The sequence below is a fragment of the Pseudomonas sp. CC11G genome (assembly GCF_056174845.1).
Genome location: NZ_JBWBZC010000003.1, coordinates 197,152 through 212,412, shown reverse-complemented (window position 1 = coordinate 212,412; position 15,261 = coordinate 197,152). Strand labels below are relative to the sequence as shown.

8 protein-coding genes are annotated in these 15,261 nt (G+C 62.5%); 5 read left to right on the top strand and 3 right to left on the bottom strand.

From position 1 onward, the window contains the following. Positions 1-103: 103 nt before the first annotated feature. On the bottom strand, positions 104-490 hold the full coding sequence (locus AC0V2S_RS05570) for a PaaI family thioesterase (RefSeq protein WP_475508861.1): 387 nt from the start codon (positions 488-490) through the stop codon (positions 104-106). Between the two features lie 3 nt (positions 491-493). Further along, on the bottom strand, positions 494-2,806 hold the full coding sequence (locus AC0V2S_RS05565; RefSeq protein WP_475508860.1) for a Tex family protein: 2,313 nt from the start codon (positions 2,804-2,806) through the stop codon (positions 494-496). A gap of 162 nt (positions 2,807-2,968) precedes the next feature. On the opposite strand from AC0V2S_RS05565, the gene ompR reads away from it, so the two are divergent. From ompR to AC0V2S_RS05550, 3 genes are all read left to right on the top strand, one after another. After that, positions 2,969-3,700: an osmolarity response regulator transcription factor OmpR gene (gene ompR, locus AC0V2S_RS05560; protein WP_271193862.1), complete on the top strand. Its 732-nt coding sequence runs from the start codon at positions 2,969-2,971 to the stop codon at positions 3,698-3,700. Positions 3,701-3,886: 186 nt separating this feature from the next. After that, on the top strand, positions 3,887-5,200 hold the full coding sequence (locus AC0V2S_RS05555) for an ATP-binding protein (RefSeq protein WP_475508859.1): 1,314 nt from the start codon (positions 3,887-3,889) through the stop codon (positions 5,198-5,200). Positions 5,201-5,385: 185 nt separating this feature from the next. Next, positions 5,386-9,150, top strand: coding sequence for a bifunctional diguanylate cyclase/phosphodiesterase (locus tag AC0V2S_RS05550; RefSeq protein ID WP_475508858.1), 3,765 nt, complete (start codon positions 5,386-5,388; stop codon positions 9,148-9,150). Between the two features lie 319 nt (positions 9,151-9,469). Here the strand turns inward: AC0V2S_RS05550 and AC0V2S_RS05545 are convergent, their stop codons facing one another. Continuing rightward, the gene (locus tag AC0V2S_RS05545; RefSeq protein WP_475508857.1) at positions 9,470-9,952 is read right to left on the bottom strand and encodes a hypothetical protein; all 483 of its coding nucleotides are present in this window, start codon (positions 9,950-9,952) and stop codon (positions 9,470-9,472) included. Between the two features lie 210 nt (positions 9,953-10,162). Here AC0V2S_RS05545 and AC0V2S_RS05540 point away from each other — a divergent pair, with 210 nt between their 5' ends. Both AC0V2S_RS05540 and AC0V2S_RS05535 read left to right on the top strand, forming a co-directional pair. Beyond that, positions 10,163-13,588, top strand: a complete 3,426-nt coding sequence (locus AC0V2S_RS05540) for an ATP-binding protein (RefSeq protein WP_475508855.1) — start codon at positions 10,163-10,165, stop codon at positions 13,586-13,588. 925 nt (positions 13,589-14,513) lie between these two features. Beyond that, positions 14,514-15,221, top strand: a complete 708-nt coding sequence (locus tag AC0V2S_RS05535; RefSeq protein ID WP_475508854.1) for a response regulator transcription factor — start codon at positions 14,514-14,516, stop codon at positions 15,219-15,221. Positions 15,222-15,261 lie beyond the last annotated feature (40 nt).

Genomic DNA, 15,261 nt, shown 5'->3' with positions numbered 1-15,261 from the left:
GGGCAATTGAAAACAACTGGCGTGGTCGCCTGGTTTACTCGGTGTGCGACAGATTAACCGCAGCGCAAGCGGAACTCACGCTGTCGTTATCGTCGGTAGGCGGTTACAGGCAGGCAAACGTCGCTTGCGCCTTGGCCACCAATTTGTCGGCCTGATGCACCTCGGCTTCGATTACCTGCGTGCGCCGTCCGGCATGCACTACCCAGGCGCGGCAGACGATATCGCCATCGTCCACCGGGCGGATGTAGTTGATCTTGCTCTCCAGCGTCACCGTGCCCGGGCCGCCCACCACGCTGTGGCTGGCCTGGCCCATGGCCGTGTCGATCAGAGAGAACAACGCGCCGCCGTGCAGCTTGCCGTGCAGGTTGCGCAGGCCGTCGTGCATGGTCAGGCGAATGATCGCCTCACCGCCGTCGGCCTTGAGAATATGCAGCCCCAGCAAGCGGGCGAATGCGCTTTTCGTACCGATTTCGTCCGCTGGCTGAGTCATGGCTTACTTCCGCAGTTGTTTGGCGTTGGCGAACAGCGAGGCCATGGCGTTGTTGCTTGGCGCAGGCGTTGTCGTTGGCTGAGCTTGCGGACGTGGCTTGCCGCCACCTTTGTTGCCGCCGCCGCGTGGGCCTTCGATTTTCTCGCCCGGCGTGTCGCTCATGCGCATGGACAGGGCGATGCGGTTACGCGGAATGTCGACTTCCATCACCTTGACCTTCACCACGTCGCCGGCCTTCACCGCTTCACGCGGGTCTTTGACGAACTTCTCCGACAGCGCCGAGATATGCACCAGACCGTCCTGGTGCACGCCGATATCGACGAACGCACCGAAGTTGGTGACGTTGGTCACCACGCCTTCGAGGACCATGCCCAGCTGCAGGTCCTGCAGGGTTTCCACGCCGTCCTGGAACTCGGCGGTCTTGAACTCCGGACGTGGGTCGCGGCCCGGTTTTTCCAGCTCGGCGAGGATGTCGCTCACGGTTACCAGGCCGAAGGTTTCATCGGTGAATTTCTTCGGGTCCAGGCGCTTGAGAAAGCCCGCATCGCCAATCAGCGAACGCAGATCGCGGCCGGTGTCGGCGGCAATGCGTTCTACCAATGGGTAGGTTTCCGGGTGCACGGCGGAGGCGTCCAACGGGTTGTCGCCATTCATCACGCGCAAGAAACCGGCGGCTTGCTCAAAGGTTTTGTCGCCCAGGCGCGGCACTTTTTTCAGCGCGTCGCGGGTTTTGAAGGCGCCGTGCGTATCGCGGTGGTTAACGATGTTCTGCGCCAGCGTGGTGTTGAGGCCGGAGATGCGCGCCAGCAACGGCACCGAGGCGGTGTTTACGTCCACGCCCACGGCGTTTACGCAGTCTTCCACCACGGCATCCAGGCTGCGCGCCAGTTTCAGTTGCGACACGTCGTGCTGATATTGGCCAACGCCGATGGATTTCGGGTCGATCTTCACCAGTTCGGCCAGCGGGTCTTGCAGACGGCGGGCGATGGACACGGCGCCACGAATCGATACGTCCAGCTCGGGGAATTCCTTGGCGGCCAGTTCGGACGCGGAATACACCGAGGCGCCGGCTTCGCTGACCATGATTTTGGTCATCTTCAGATCAGGCAGTTTTTTGATCAGCTCGGCGGCCAGCTTGTCGCTCTCGCGGCTGGCGGTGCCGTTGCCGATGGAGATTAGGTCTACGCGGTGCTTGATGCACAGTGCGCCGAGGATGGCCAAGGTCTGGTCCCACTGCTTTTGCGGCACGTGCGGGTACACGGTGGCGTATTCCAGCAGCTTGCCGGTGGCATCGACCACGGCGATCTTGCAGCCGGTGCGCAGGCCCGGGTCCAGGCCCAGGGTGGCGCGCGGGCCGGCCGGGGCGGCCAGCAGCAGGTCGTGCAGGTTGAGGGCGAATACGTTGATCGCCTCGGTTTCGGCGCCGTCGCGCAACTCGCCCAGCAGGTCGGTTTCCAGGTGGGTGTAGAGCTTCACTTTCCAGGTCCAGCGCACTACTTCGCCGAGCCATTTATCGGCCGGGCGGTTTTCGTTCTTCACGCCGAAGTGCTCGCCGATCATGCCTTCGCACGGGTGCAGGCTGCCCGGGGCTTCGTCGCCGACTTTCAGCGATGAGCTGAGAATGCCTTCGTTGCGGCCACGGAAAATTGCCAGGGCGCGGTGCGACGGCATGCTTTTCAGCGGCTCGTCGTGCTCGAAGTAGTCGCGGAATTTGGCGCCTTCTTCTTCCTTGCCGGCCACCACACGGGCACTGAGGATGGAGTCGTGCTTGAGGAAGTTGCGCAGCTTATCCAGCAGCTTGGCGTCTTCGGCAAAACGCTCCATGAGGATGTACTTGGCGCCTTCGAGCACGGCCTTGACGTCGGCAAAGCCTTTTTCGGCATCGATAAAACGCGCGGCTTCGGTTTCCGGGGTCAGGTTGGGGTCGTTGAACAGGCCGTCGGCCAATTCGCCGATACCGGCTTCCAGGGCGATCTGGCCTTTGGTGCGGCGCTTCTGCTTATAGGGCAGGTACAAATCTTCGAGGCGGGTTTTGGTGTCGGCGAGGTTGATCTCGCGGGTGAGCTCGGGGGTGAGCTTGCCTTGCTCTTCGATGCTGGCGAGGATGCTGGCGCGGCGGTCGTCCAGCTCGCGCAGGTAGCGCAGGCGCTCTTCCAGGTTACGCAGCTGAGTGTCATCCAGGCTGCCGGTGACTTCTTTACGGTAGCGGGCGATAAAGGGAACGGTGGAGCCTTCATCCAGCAAAGCGACGGCAGCGGCGACTTGCTGCGGGCGAACACCCAATTCCTGGGCAATACGGTTGTTGATGCTATCCATTAATAAAAACCCACTTAAATAAGACGAAGCTGACACAAAAAGTTGAAGGCCGGCATTATACGCAGGCGGTTTTATGAGGTCGGGGAAAAATCTGCTAACGAATGCCGCACACGCCGTCTCTGGTGTCTGCGCCATAATGCGCGACGATTTAGAGGAGCACTTATGAGCAATACGGCCCCGCTGGAAGGCGAAAAAATCCTGATCGTCGATGACGATCCCGGTCTGCGACGCCTGCTTGAACGTTTTCTGGAAGAGCAAGGCTACCGCGTTCGGGCGGTGGAAAACGTCGAGCAGATGGACCGTCTGCTGTCGCGCGAACTCTTTCAACTGTTGGTGCTGGACCTGATGCTACCAGGCGAAGACGGCCTGTCGGCGTGCAAGCGTCTGCGCGAAGCCAACAACCAGATGCCCATCATCATGCTCACCGCCAAAGGCGATGAGAGCAGCCGCATCCAGGGCCTGGAGCAGGGCGCTGACGATTACCTGGCCAAGCCGTTCAACCCGCGCGAACTGCTGGCGCGCATCAAAGCCGTGCTGCGCCGTCAGACCGTTTCCGTACCGGGCGCACCGGGCAGCGAAGACGAAACCGTGAGCTTTGGCGACTACGAGCTGTTCCTCGCTACTCGCGAACTCAAGCGTGGCGAAGAAGTGCACATGCTCACCACCGGCGAGTTCGCCGTGCTCAAGGCGCTGGTGCAACACGCCCGCGAGCCGCTGACCCGCGACAAGCTGATGAACCTGGCCCGTGGCCGCGAGTGGGACGCCCTGGAGCGCTCCATCGACGTGCAGATTTCCCGGCTGCGCCGGCTGATCGAGCCGGACCCGTCCAAGCCGCGGTATATCCAGACCGTGTGGGGCGTGGGGTATGTGTTTGTGCCGGATGGTAATAAGTAACGCCGCATGGTGAGAAAACCCCCGTCGTCCTCGCGAAGGCGGGGACCCAAGTGCGGTGATAGTGGAGCGAGCGACGTTCCCTACGAAAATCTGGATTCCCGCCTGCGCGGGAATGACGGTGTTGGGATTGAACTCTAGGTTCGTTCCTCTCGCTCGCTCCTTTATCCTCGGATCGCCTTACACCCCATGAAAACCCCCGTCTGGTTCCCGCAAAGCTTCTTCGCCCGCACCCTCTGGCTGGTGCTGGTGGTCGTGCTGTTCTCCAAAGCCCTGACCCTGGTTTATCTGATGATGAACGAGGATGTGCTGGTCGACCGCCAATACAGCCACGGCGCCGCGTTGACCTTGCGGGCCTACTGGGCGACCGAAGAAGACAAACGCCCGGTCATCGAAAAAGCCGCCGGCTTGCGCTGGACCTCCGATGCCGAAGAGCCGCCCGGCGAGCAACACTGGCCCTACACCGGCATCTTCCAGCGGCAGATGCGCATGGAGCTGGGGCCCGACACCGAAGTGCGTTTGCGCATTCATCAACCCTCCGCCCTTTGGGTCCGCGCGCCGGCGCTCGGTGATGGCTGGGTAGAAGTGCCGCTGTATCCGCACCCACTGCGCGGGCAGAAAATCTGGGGCGTGCTCGGTTGGTTCCTCGCTATTGGCGTGCTCTCCACCGCCGCCGCGTGGATCTTCGTGCGCCAGCTCAACCAACCGCTGAAACGCCTGGTTTCGGCCACCCGCCAACTCGGCCAGGGCCGCAGCGTGCGTCTGCCAATCAGCGATACGCCAAGCGAAATGACCGAGGTCTACAGCGCTTTCAACCAGATGGCCGACGGCCTCGAACAGGCCGCCCGCGAGCGTGAACTGATGCTGGCCGGCGTCTCCCATGACCTGCGCACACCGCTCACCCGCTTGCGCCTGGGGCTGGAATTGCTCAACAGCGACACCGAGCTGGTCGAAGACATGGTGCGCGATATCGAAGACATGGACGCCATCCTCGACCAGTTCCTGGCCTTTATCCGCGATGGCCGCGACGAGCGCCTGGAGGAAGTGGACCTGGCCGATCTGGTGGCCGATGCCGTAGCGCCGTTCAACCACGACAAGGAAAACGTGCGCCTATGTCTGGAGCCAGTGCCGCCATTCCCGCTGCGCCGGGTGTCGATGAAGCGCCTGCTCAACAACCTGATCGAAAACGCCCTGCACCACGGCGGCAATGCGGTGGAAGTGGCGGCTTATGTGTCCGGCGACAGCAACGCGCCTTACGTAGTGCTGAGCGTGCTCGACCGCGGCAACGGCATTAATCCGGCCGAGCTGGACGACATCTTCAATCCCTTTATCCGCGGCGACCGCGCTCGCGGCGGCAAGGGTACTGGCCTGGGCCTGGCCATCGTCAAGCGCATTGCCGCGCAGCATGGCGGTAGTGTGGAACTGCGCAATCGCTCGGGTGGCGGGTTGGAAGCGCGGGTTTGTCTGCCGCTGGGGCTGCTGTTGCCGCGCGACGCGGTGTAACGCGGGCATCTTCGTTTGCAGGAATCGAGGCTGAAGCCTCTCCCACAGGGATCACCGACTCGTGTGGGAGAGGCTTCAGCCTCGATTTTTGTGATCTTCTGGGGCCTCGCAGATACTGGCGAAACAGCAGCACGGACTCCCTGACGCTGTTCTATGCTATGCCAGCGTCTTGCCCCGAGGTCCGCATGCCCGCTGTTTTCTCACATCCTCCGAAGTGGACGTGGTGGCTTCCGCTGCCCCTGTTACACCTGGCGACCTGGTGTTCGTTGTCCACTCAATTCACTGAGGGGATGGCGCTCTGGTACCTGCCGTTCGCCCTCGGGTTGGTCTTCACCTATTGGTGGGGGCCGCGGGTGCTGCTGGCCATTTACCTGAACGCCAGCCTTAGCGCGCCCCTGTGGGGGCTGGACTGGCAATGGGGTCCGCTGTTCGGGCTGCCGGAAACCCTGGCCACCGCCGGCGGCTGGCTGTTGTTGCGGCGCCGCCAGTTCGACTTCGCTTTGCCCGACCTCAGCCACCTCATCCGTTACCTTCTCTTGGGCGTACTGGTGCCGGTCTCGCTGCTCGCCTTGCTGGTGCAAGGCAGCCTGTTTATCTCTGGCCATCCGCCCAAAGGCGACTGGGCGTTGGACAGCCTGATCATGTGGCTGGCCGACAGCTTCAGCACCCTGGTAATCGCCACCCCATTGCTCAGCTATATGACCGTGTACCTGCGCCGGCGCGGCTGGGTGAAACCTGTCGACGACAACGCCATGGTGCTCGCCGAGCCGCTGCGCCGCTTGCCGCCGTGGTGGCTTTTGGCGGCACTGCTCATCGGCCTGCCGCTGCTGCTCAACTATCTGCCCCCTCAATTGACCCTGCCCATTCTTGGCGTGGTGATGCTCAGCCTGGCCATGCTCTGGGGCTACCCCGGCGCCTTGTGCGGCGCGGTGCTCAGCAGCCTGGTGATTCTCCTATTGCCGCTGCTGGGCAGTAGCCCGAGCGCCAACCTGCCACGCGGTGCGCCGCTGACCGAGCTGCACCTCAGCGTGCTGTTGTTGATGGTCTCCACCCTGCTGATCGGCCGCAGCCTCAGCGACCTGCGCCTGGCCCTGGGCCGCAGCGCGCATATGCAGCAACAACTGGCGCTGGCCAACCTGGCCCTGGAGGCCAGCCCTCTGGGCATCACCATCGCGGATGCGCGGCAGGCCGAGTTGCCGATGATTTACTGCAACCCGATGTTCGAACGCCTGAGTGGCTATGAACGCAGCGAAGCGCTGGGCCGCCATGCGCTGTTTCTGCAGCGCGACGACCACAACCAAGCCGATATGCACCGTCTGCGCGCCGCCCTGCAGCGCGGCGAGGCCGCGCAGGTCGTCGTGCGTAACTACCGCAAGAACGGCACGCCGTTCTGGAACGAGATCACCCTGTCGCCCCTGCGCGATGACCACGGCATCAGCCACTTCATCGCCCTGCAAAACGACGTCACCTCCCGCGAGCAACTGGCCTCGGAAGTCGCGGCGCGCCGCGAAGAGCTACTGCGCCAGACCCACCTGTTGTCGCAAACCGAAGCCATTGCCGATATCGGCGGCTGGGTGCTGGAAGTGCCCGGCCTGGATATGTTCTGGAGCGAAGGCTGCTTTCGCCTCTATGAACTGGACCCCACCGGCGCCACGCCGGACTTCGACCAGGCTGTCAGCTACCTCGACAAGGAAGGCCAGGCCACCGCGCGGCGCACGCTCACCGAAACCATGAGCGACGGCCGCCCCTTCGATGTGGAAGTACGCTTGCTGACCGCGCGGGGCAACTCGCGCTTTTTGCGGGTACTGGGCCTTGCCGAAATGGACGACGGGCGCGTCATTCGGGTCTACGGCGCCATCCAGGATATTTCCGCGCGCAAGCTGGCCGAACAGCAACTGCGCGACCGTGATGAATGGCTGCGGCTGTTCTTCGAAGCGCCGCTGATTGGCATGGCCATGATCAGTCCGCAAGGCATGTGGATGGAGGTCAACAGCAAGCTCTGTCAAATCCTTGGGCGCGGCCGCGACTACCTGCGCAACACCGGCTGGGCGCATATCACCCACGCCGACGACCTGCTCACCGAGCAGCCGCTTTTCGAAAGCGTGGCCCTGGGCGAGCGCGAAGACTACGAGCTGGACAAACGCTTTCTGCGCGAAGACGGCAGCGTGATCTACACCCGCCTGAGCCTGCGCGCCGTGCGTGATCCGCAAGGGCGCCTGGAAGCCTGCCTGGCGCTGATCGAAGACATCACCGCCCGCTACGAAGCCGAAGCGCGCTACCGCACCCTGGTCGAACATGCCCCGGAAGCCATCCTGCTGTTCACCGCAGACGGCGGCCTGGTAGACGTCAACGAAAACGCCGAGCGCCTGTTCAAACTCAGCCGTGAAGAACTGATCGGCCGCCGCCCGGTAGACCTCAGCCCCACGCGCCAAGCCGACGGCCGCACCTCGGCACAGGCCGGCGGGGCCTACACCAGCGGCGCGATGGAAGGCGCTACGCCGGTGTTCGAATGGCTGCACCGCGACAGCGCCGGCCGCCAGCTGCCGTGCGAAGTGCGCCTGGTGCGAATGCCCGGCGAGCAAAAGCTGATACGCGCCAGCGTCACCGACATTTCCGAGCGCCAGCGTTACCAGCGGGAAATCGAACGCCTGGCCTACAGCGACGAACTCACCGGGCTCCCCAACCGCCGGCTGCTGCTCGATCGCCTGCAACACGCCATGACCCGCGAAGTGCGCGACAGCTCATTCGGCGCCTTGCTGTTTATCGACCTCGACCATTTCAAAACCGTTAACGACAGCCTCGGCCACCCGGTGGGTGACGCCTTGCTTCGCGAAGTGACCACCCGCCTGGCCGGCTGCCTGCGCGCCGAAGACACCCTGGCGCGTCTGGGTGGCGACGAGTTCGTGGTGCTGCTGGAAAGCATCGGCGACAACCCGGAAGTGGCCGGCGAACATGCCGCCGATGTCGGCGAAAAACTGCTGCAAAGCCTGCTCGGCAGCTACCACATCGACGGTCATGAACTGTCCATCAGCGCCAGTATCGGCATCGCCCTGCACCCGGTGGGCGAGCAGGGCGCCGCCGATGTGCTCAAGCAGGCCGACACCGCCATGTACCGCGCCAAACGCGGCGGCCGCAATGCGCTGCACTTCTTTGCCCCGGCGATGCAGGCGGCCATCGACCAACGCCTGCAACTACAAGGCGAACTGCGTCAGGCCATTGCCCGCAATCAACTGCACCTGGCCTTCCAGCCGCAGCTGGACTTGCTCACCGGCCAGGTAGTTGGCGCCGAAGTGCTGCTGCGCTGGACCCACCCCGAACGTGGCGAAATTCCACCGGCGCAATTTATTCCGCTGGCCGAAGAGACCGGGCTGATCCTCGATATCGGCGCCTGGGTGCTCGACGAAGCCTGCGCCGCCCTGGCCCGTTGGCACTGGCGTTGGCCGGAGCTGGTGCTGGCGGTCAACCTCAGCCCGCATGAACTGCGCCAGTTTGATGTGGTGCAACGGGTGGCCGATTGTCTTAACCGTTACAACCTGCCGGCCAGTGTGCTGGAACTGGAAATCACCGAGGGTGTGCTGCTCGAAGATGTTGATCAGTGCATTGCTGCGATGCAGGCACTGAAGGCGTTGGGAGTGCGGTTTGCCATTGATGATTTTGGTACGGGGTATTCGTCGCTGACGTATCTGAAGCGCTTGCCCTTGGATCGGTTGAAGGTGGATCGCAGCTTCGTCAATGACCTGCCGGAGGATGCCAGCGGCATGATGCTGGTGGAGACCATTCTGATGATTGCCCGCAATCTGGGGTTGGAGTGCGTGGCTGAGGGCATCGAGACGCCGGCGCAGTACGACAGTTTGCGGGGGTTGGATTGTGCGTTGGGGCAGGGGTTTTATTTTAGTCCGCCGTTGAGTGAGACGAGGTTTCTGGGGTGGTTGCAGGATAGGGTTTTGTAGGGCGGGTATCCGAGTTGTGGGCTGGTAGTGGTGGTCTTCTTTATCGCGTGTGCTGGGCGTTTTGTTTCGCGCCTTACGCGAGCCACTTTCGGCGTTGCCGGACATCTGCCGAAGCGACCCTCTGGTTGACCATCCCACCATGGTCCGATAGATTTGGCCCGTCGACACGGACCGGAACCCGCAAGGGAGTGTCGATTTCGGAGGTTTTAACCTCTCCCAGCCAGTGTGCGGGATAAGCGGTAAAACGCTAAAGAACAGGCCGATATAGAGATTCAACAGAGACCCTGGTGCGAAAGCACCGGGGTTTTTTGTTTTATGGCTAAACCGTTTCGCCAGCGTTGCGGCGCTCAAGGACGTAGCGGACGTTGTAAACCCTACCTCGCGGTAAAGAACTTCGGCCCCATGTGGCTACGTCGTAGGCTGATACAACGCGAAGCTTGAGCCGGTTGGTTGTTTGGCTGGGCTTACTGATCGAGAAGAAGATGGCGTAGTCGTGCACGTCAAGGCAGAAGAAACGCTGGTTGTTATCCGAGTAGAACGCTGCGACCTTGCCGTCGTAGAAGCGCTTTCTAATGTAGGGCTCCAGCTGTTTGCTGCACTCATAGCGGTCGGGGCAGAAGTATCGTTTTTCACCTCTGTGCCAAAGCAGTTGCCCGTGGCCCTTGTCATCGGTGAAGCAGTGAAAACCGAACTCAAAGTGAACGGTGACGATCTGGCCGGCCACATCGAAGTCCATTTCGAACGGCTGGAGGTGCGCCATGCACTTCGAGGTGCCGTTGATATCCAGGTCCTGCCACTTCATTCCGCCTACTGCCTAACCGCAACGAAGATGGCAGATTATGGGAGCAGGCCATTGCGTCAATGGCCTCTTAAAATCATGCAATCGTACTGCGGCAACATGCGTGCGCTTTCGGCCCTGTTTCGGGTAGTCGATTCGTTCAAGTGGTTTGAATCCCCCCAAACTTTTGCGTAGCGTGCACCCCTCCCATCCCCCTCGCTGCGAGCCCCCTCCGTGACAGCCCTGCGCCTACTGCTGTTATCGCTGTTACTGGCGTGCTCCGCCCACGCCTGGGCGGGCTATCCAGGGTCGGTGGATTTGCGTGACTGGTCACCCGACGCCGAACCCATGCGCATCACCCACGGCCAGTGGCTGCTCACCTGGCGCGATGGCGCACGCGCGCCGCAACGGGTGACCTTGCCGTTCACCTGGCACGAGGGCACACCCAAGTGGTGGGGCGAGGTGGGGTTCGGGCGGGTGGAGTTCAGCACCCAGCTGTTGCTACCGGTGAGCAACGAACCGCTGGCCTTGTATATCGATGCACTGAAGTCGGCCGGCCGAGTGTGGGTAGACGGCGAACTGGTCGCCACCGTCGGCCGCGTTGGCGAAGCCGATGTCGAAGAGCCGCGCATCCGCCCGTTGCTCATTCCCTTGCCGATTGGCGCGGACAGCGTGCTGGTGCGCATCGAAGTGTCGAACCATTTCCACCGCGAGGGCGGCATCGATATGCCGATCCTGGTGGGCGCGCGCAATTACCTCGAGCACCGCGCCGCCATCTCCCAGGGCGTGCAGCTGTTCACCCTCGGCGGCTGCATTCTGATGGCGTTTTATCTGTTACTGCTGGGCAGCTGGAACAGCCAGCAGATGCTCAGCGGGCCCTTCAGTTTGATGCTGGCCCTGGCCTCACTCAGCGCGGCAGCCAACAGCGGGTTGATGGATAACCTGGAGCTGCCCACCAGTCTGATTTATCACATCAAGTACATCTGCCAGATTCTCTACCCGCCCATTTATGCCTTGCTGCTCAGGCGGCTGTTCCCGGAGGAATCCAGCCTGCTGGTGGCCCGTGTGCTGTTGGTCGTGGGGCTGGCGGTAACCGCGCTGGTACTGCTCACGCCACCTGCGTTATTCACCGCCACCCGCGAGCCAGCGGCCATTCTGGTGGTGGGCTCGTGCGTCTACTTTCTCAGCAATATCATCCACGCCGTGCTGCGCCACCGCGATGGCGCGCAGAGCATTCTGCTGGGCATGTTGTTGGTCACGGCGGCGGTCTGCAACGACGTGCTGCTCTACACCGAAGGCATGGTCACGGTCAGTGTGTTTCCGCTGGGCGTGCTGGGTTTGCTGCTGTCCCACGGCGTGGTGCTGGGCCAGCGCATGTTGGCGGCGTTGCGGCATAACGTGGAATTGTCCGATCACCTGCAACGCCTGAACACATCGCTGGAGCAGCGGGTGGAACAGCGTACCGCCGTGCTGCGGCAGAACCGCGACTTGCTCGATCGCACCCTCGAACATATGGACGCCGCCCTGCTGTCGGTGGACGGTCAGGGCAATATTCTGGCGATCAACCAGCGGTTTCGCCGGCTGTTTGGCGTCTCGGGCGAAGCCGTTACCCGTGGGCAATTGATGGCCCGTTTGCAGCAGGCCGAGCTGGCCCTGGACCCCTGCGAGTGCGCCGTGCTGCTCCCCGCCATCGGCCAGGAGCTGCGCGCCCGTGAAGACCTGCCGCTGGCCAATCGGCTGATCATCGACGTGCGTCGGCGCTCGTTGGCAGACGGCGGCTGGGTGTCGACGTTCGAGGATGTCACCAGCCAGCGCCTGGCCGAACTGGGCGTGCAGGGCGGTGATATCGGGCACTGGAAATTCGACGTGCGCAAGCGTCAGCTCGAAGGTTCCGAGCGCTGCTGGAGCATGCTCGGTTACCACAGCGAAGAGATCGGCACGCCGAGTTTTCTCAGCCTCAGCCACCCGCAGGAAACCCGCCGTCTGTTCGCCGAATTGCTCCGCGCCCGGCGTGGCAATGGCGAACTGCAATGCACCCTGCGTCTGCTGCATGGCAGCGGTGATTGGCTGTGGGTGTCGCTGCGTGGGCGCTGCATTCTCGACCGTGAGCAGCGGCCGTTGTATTGGCTGGGCGTGATCGAAGATATCGACCGCGAAGTCTGCGCCCAGCTTGCGCTCGAGCAAGCCCGCGACCAGGCCGTGCGTGATGCCCGGCAAAACGAAGAACTGCTGGCCACCCTCAGCCATGAACTGCGCACACCGCTGGTGGCGATTCAGGGCCATATCGCGCTGCTGCTCGACCAGCACGAACTGCAACTGGCCATGCGCCGACGGCTCGACACGGTACAAAACGCCTCGCGCAGCCTCACCGATGTACTCGACGGTTTGCTGGCCCTGGCCCGCAGCGAAACCGCCAAGCTGCCGCTGCGTGTGCCCTTCGACCTCGCCGCGCTGGTGCGCGAATGCGTGGAGGTCATGCGCCTGCAAGCGGGCGCCAAACAGCTGGACCTCAGCCTGCATATGGACCTGGGCGAACGCTGTTGGGTGGAAGGCAGCCCGGTCGGTGTGCGGCAGGTGCTTTACAACCTGCTGGGTAACGCCATCAAGTTCACCAACAGCGGCGGCATCAATGTGCGGGTGCAGGCCGATGCCCAGGGCGAGGGTTTTATTCTGGTTGTCACCGACACCGGCATGGGCATTCCGGACGATTTGCAGTCCCAGGTATTTACCGCCTTCACCCGTTTGGACCAGCACAGCCACCAGCCCGGCGTGGGTCTGGGGCTGTATATCGTGCGGCGGCTGGTGCAACTGCTGGGCGGTGAAATCAGTTTGCAAAGCAGCGTCGGTGTGGGCTCGTGCTTCCGCCTCGCGTTGCCGTGGCCGCCGTTGTTGCGCCACCAGCCGGAGCTGAATCTGGAAGTGCCGCTGGACGGTCTCTATGTGCTGCTGGTGGAAGACGTGCCGGTCAGCCGCGAAGTAACCCGCGAGCTGCTGCTCAGTTGGGGCTGCCTGGTGGACACCGCGGTGGACGGCGAGGGCGCTATCGCCAGTTGCCAGGAACACGACTACGACCTGGTGCTGATGGACATGCGCCTGCCGGATATGGACGGGCTGGACGCCAGCCGCAGCATCCGCGAACAGCAGGGGGACGTCGGCCCGTTAATGGTGGCGCTTACTGCCAACGCCACCGATCTGGACCGCCAGGCGTGTTTGCAGGCCGGGCTCGATGGCGTGTTGGCCAAGCCGCTGCAGCGTCGGCATTTGCAGGCGTTGTTGAGTGGCGAGGATATGTTTGCGCCGTCGTCTGCCGAGTTGGCTGCAGGTGATGGTCGGGCCATGGCAGCGCCGCGCTTCGAGCAACTGCGCCAGTGGCTGGGGGCTGATTTGTTTGATCGGTTGTTGCCGTCGTTTTTGGCCTCGCTGGAGGAAGTGCGCGAGGGCGTGCAGGAGTTATTGCTGGCGCCGGACAGTGATCCGGGCAACAGCCGGCGTGGGGCGTTGTTGCATCGGTTGCAGGGCAGTGCGGCGAACTTTGGGTTGCATAGTCTGGCTAGTCAGAGCCTGGCGGCGCAGCGGGGGGAGATTCAGTTGGAGACGCTGCGCGAGGTGCTGGATGAGCATTTGCGGGTGTTGAGGTTGGAGTTGACGAGGGAGGATTAGTTGGTGTTCGTTACCGCGTGTGCTGGGCGTTTTATTTCGCGCCTTATGCGCGAGTTTCTTTTGTCAGTCGACACAAAAGAAACCAAAAAGTCTCGCCCCCACCTTGGCCTTGCGCTTCGCTCCAGGTTCCCTCCCTCCGTCGCCGTTCCAGGGGTCGGCAAAACGCGGCCATCCATGGCCCGTCTTTGCCTTTCGCGGCTCCTGCCGCTCAACCCCTTCCACGACGACTCCGCTCGGCCTGCGCTCAAGGGGCGGCCAGATCAAGATCAAAAACCAGATCAAAAACCAGATCAAGTGCCCCTCACCCCAACCCTCTCCCGCAAGCGGGAGAGGGGGCCGTTTTTCGTAGGAGCGACCTTGGTCGCGAACCCTGGAAAAGGTGTTCGCGAATTGTGTTTGCAAGGTTCGCCAGCAAGCTGGCTCCTACGAAAAGCAAAACCAAACGTCACCCCTCGCCCGCTTGCGGGAGAGGGGCAGGGGGTGAGGGGCCTTCGATCTACCGCTTTTGATTTACCCGCCCCCTTAGCGCCAGGCCGAGTGGAGTCGTTGCGTAAGGGGTCGTAGCGGCCGGGAGCCGCGGAGAGGGATGGGGCCATGGATGGCCCTCAGCCCGGCCCCTGGAGCAGCGACGGAGCGAGGGAAGTCGGAGCGCAGCGGAGACCCAAGGTGGGGGCAAGCCGTTTTTGGTTACTTTTTAGGGCGACTGCTAAAAAGTGACTCGCGCGTAAGGCGCGAAACAAGAACGCTCAGCACGCGCGGTAATGAAAAAATCTCGGTACGCCAGAAGATCGCTGCACATGCGTCAACGAAGGATACCCACGATTTAAACGCCGCCCCGATAAGAGCCCCTAGCGTTCTCTACGCCACAAAGGCCACAATCCGGCGCCATAAAAAAACCATAACTACAAGCAGAGACCACTCAGCAATGGAAAAACTTCTAGTCGTCGAAGATGCACCAGAAATCCGCGAGATGGTCTCGCTGTATCTGGTCAACGCCGGCTATGAGGTGCTCAGCACCCCGTCGGGTCTGGAATGCATGCGCCTGTTCGAGCGCCACCAGCCCGCCGCCGTGATCCTCGATATTGGCCTGCCGGATATCGACGGCCTTACCGTCGCCGCCCAGCTGCGCAGCAAAAGCCCGCAGATCGGCATCATTCTGGTGACCGTGCGCGACGACGATTTCGACCGCGTGGCGGGCCTGGAAACCGGCGCCGATTGCTACATCACCAAGCCGGTCAACCTGCGCGTTCTGCTCGCTCAAATCCGCAGCCTGCTGCGCCGCCGCCAGGGCGACAAGCCGAGTCAGGAGTTGCTGCTGGGGCCTTACAAAGTGGATTTGCTGCGTCGCCGTATCAGCGATGAAGAGGGTTCCGATGTGGCCCTTACTGCCGGCGAATTTGCGCTGCTGATCGGCCTGATCGAGCGTCGTGGCAAGCCGGTCAATCGGCATGATCTGCTCGCCTGTCTGCGCCATGGCCTGGACACCGAAGACTCCGGCGACCTGCGCACGGTCGACACCCTGGTGGCCCGCTTGCGGCGAAAACTGGAGCTCAATTCCAACCGCCCGCAACTGATTCAGACCGTCTACGGGCGGGGTTACAAGCTGGCGTCCGAAACAGAGATGTCAAACTGATGGCGCCTGCCGTCTGACAGCTGTCAACGGTTGTTCACAA

Excerpts from the sequence above, each read along its gene's own strand:
- AC0V2S_RS05570 (WP_475508861.1), bottom strand. The coding sequence starts at position 490 with ATGACTCAGCCAGCGGACGAAATCGGTACGAAAAGCGCATTCGCCCGC.
- AC0V2S_RS05565 (WP_475508860.1), bottom strand. The coding sequence starts at position 2,806 with ATGGATAGCATCAACAACCGTATTGCCCAGGAATTGGGTGTTCGCCCG.
- ompR (WP_271193862.1), top strand. The coding sequence starts at position 2,969 with ATGAGCAATACGGCCCCGCTGGAAGGCGAAAAAATCCTGATCGTCGAT.
- AC0V2S_RS05555 (WP_475508859.1), top strand. The coding sequence starts at position 3,887 with ATGAAAACCCCCGTCTGGTTCCCGCAAAGCTTCTTCGCCCGCACCCTC.
- AC0V2S_RS05550 (WP_475508858.1), top strand. The coding sequence starts at position 5,386 with ATGCCCGCTGTTTTCTCACATCCTCCGAAGTGGACGTGGTGGCTTCCG.
- AC0V2S_RS05545 (WP_475508857.1), bottom strand. The coding sequence starts at position 9,952 with ATGAAGTGGCAGGACCTGGATATCAACGGCACCTCGAAGTGCATGGCG.
- AC0V2S_RS05535 (WP_475508854.1), top strand. The coding sequence starts at position 14,514 with ATGGAAAAACTTCTAGTCGTCGAAGATGCACCAGAAATCCGCGAGATG.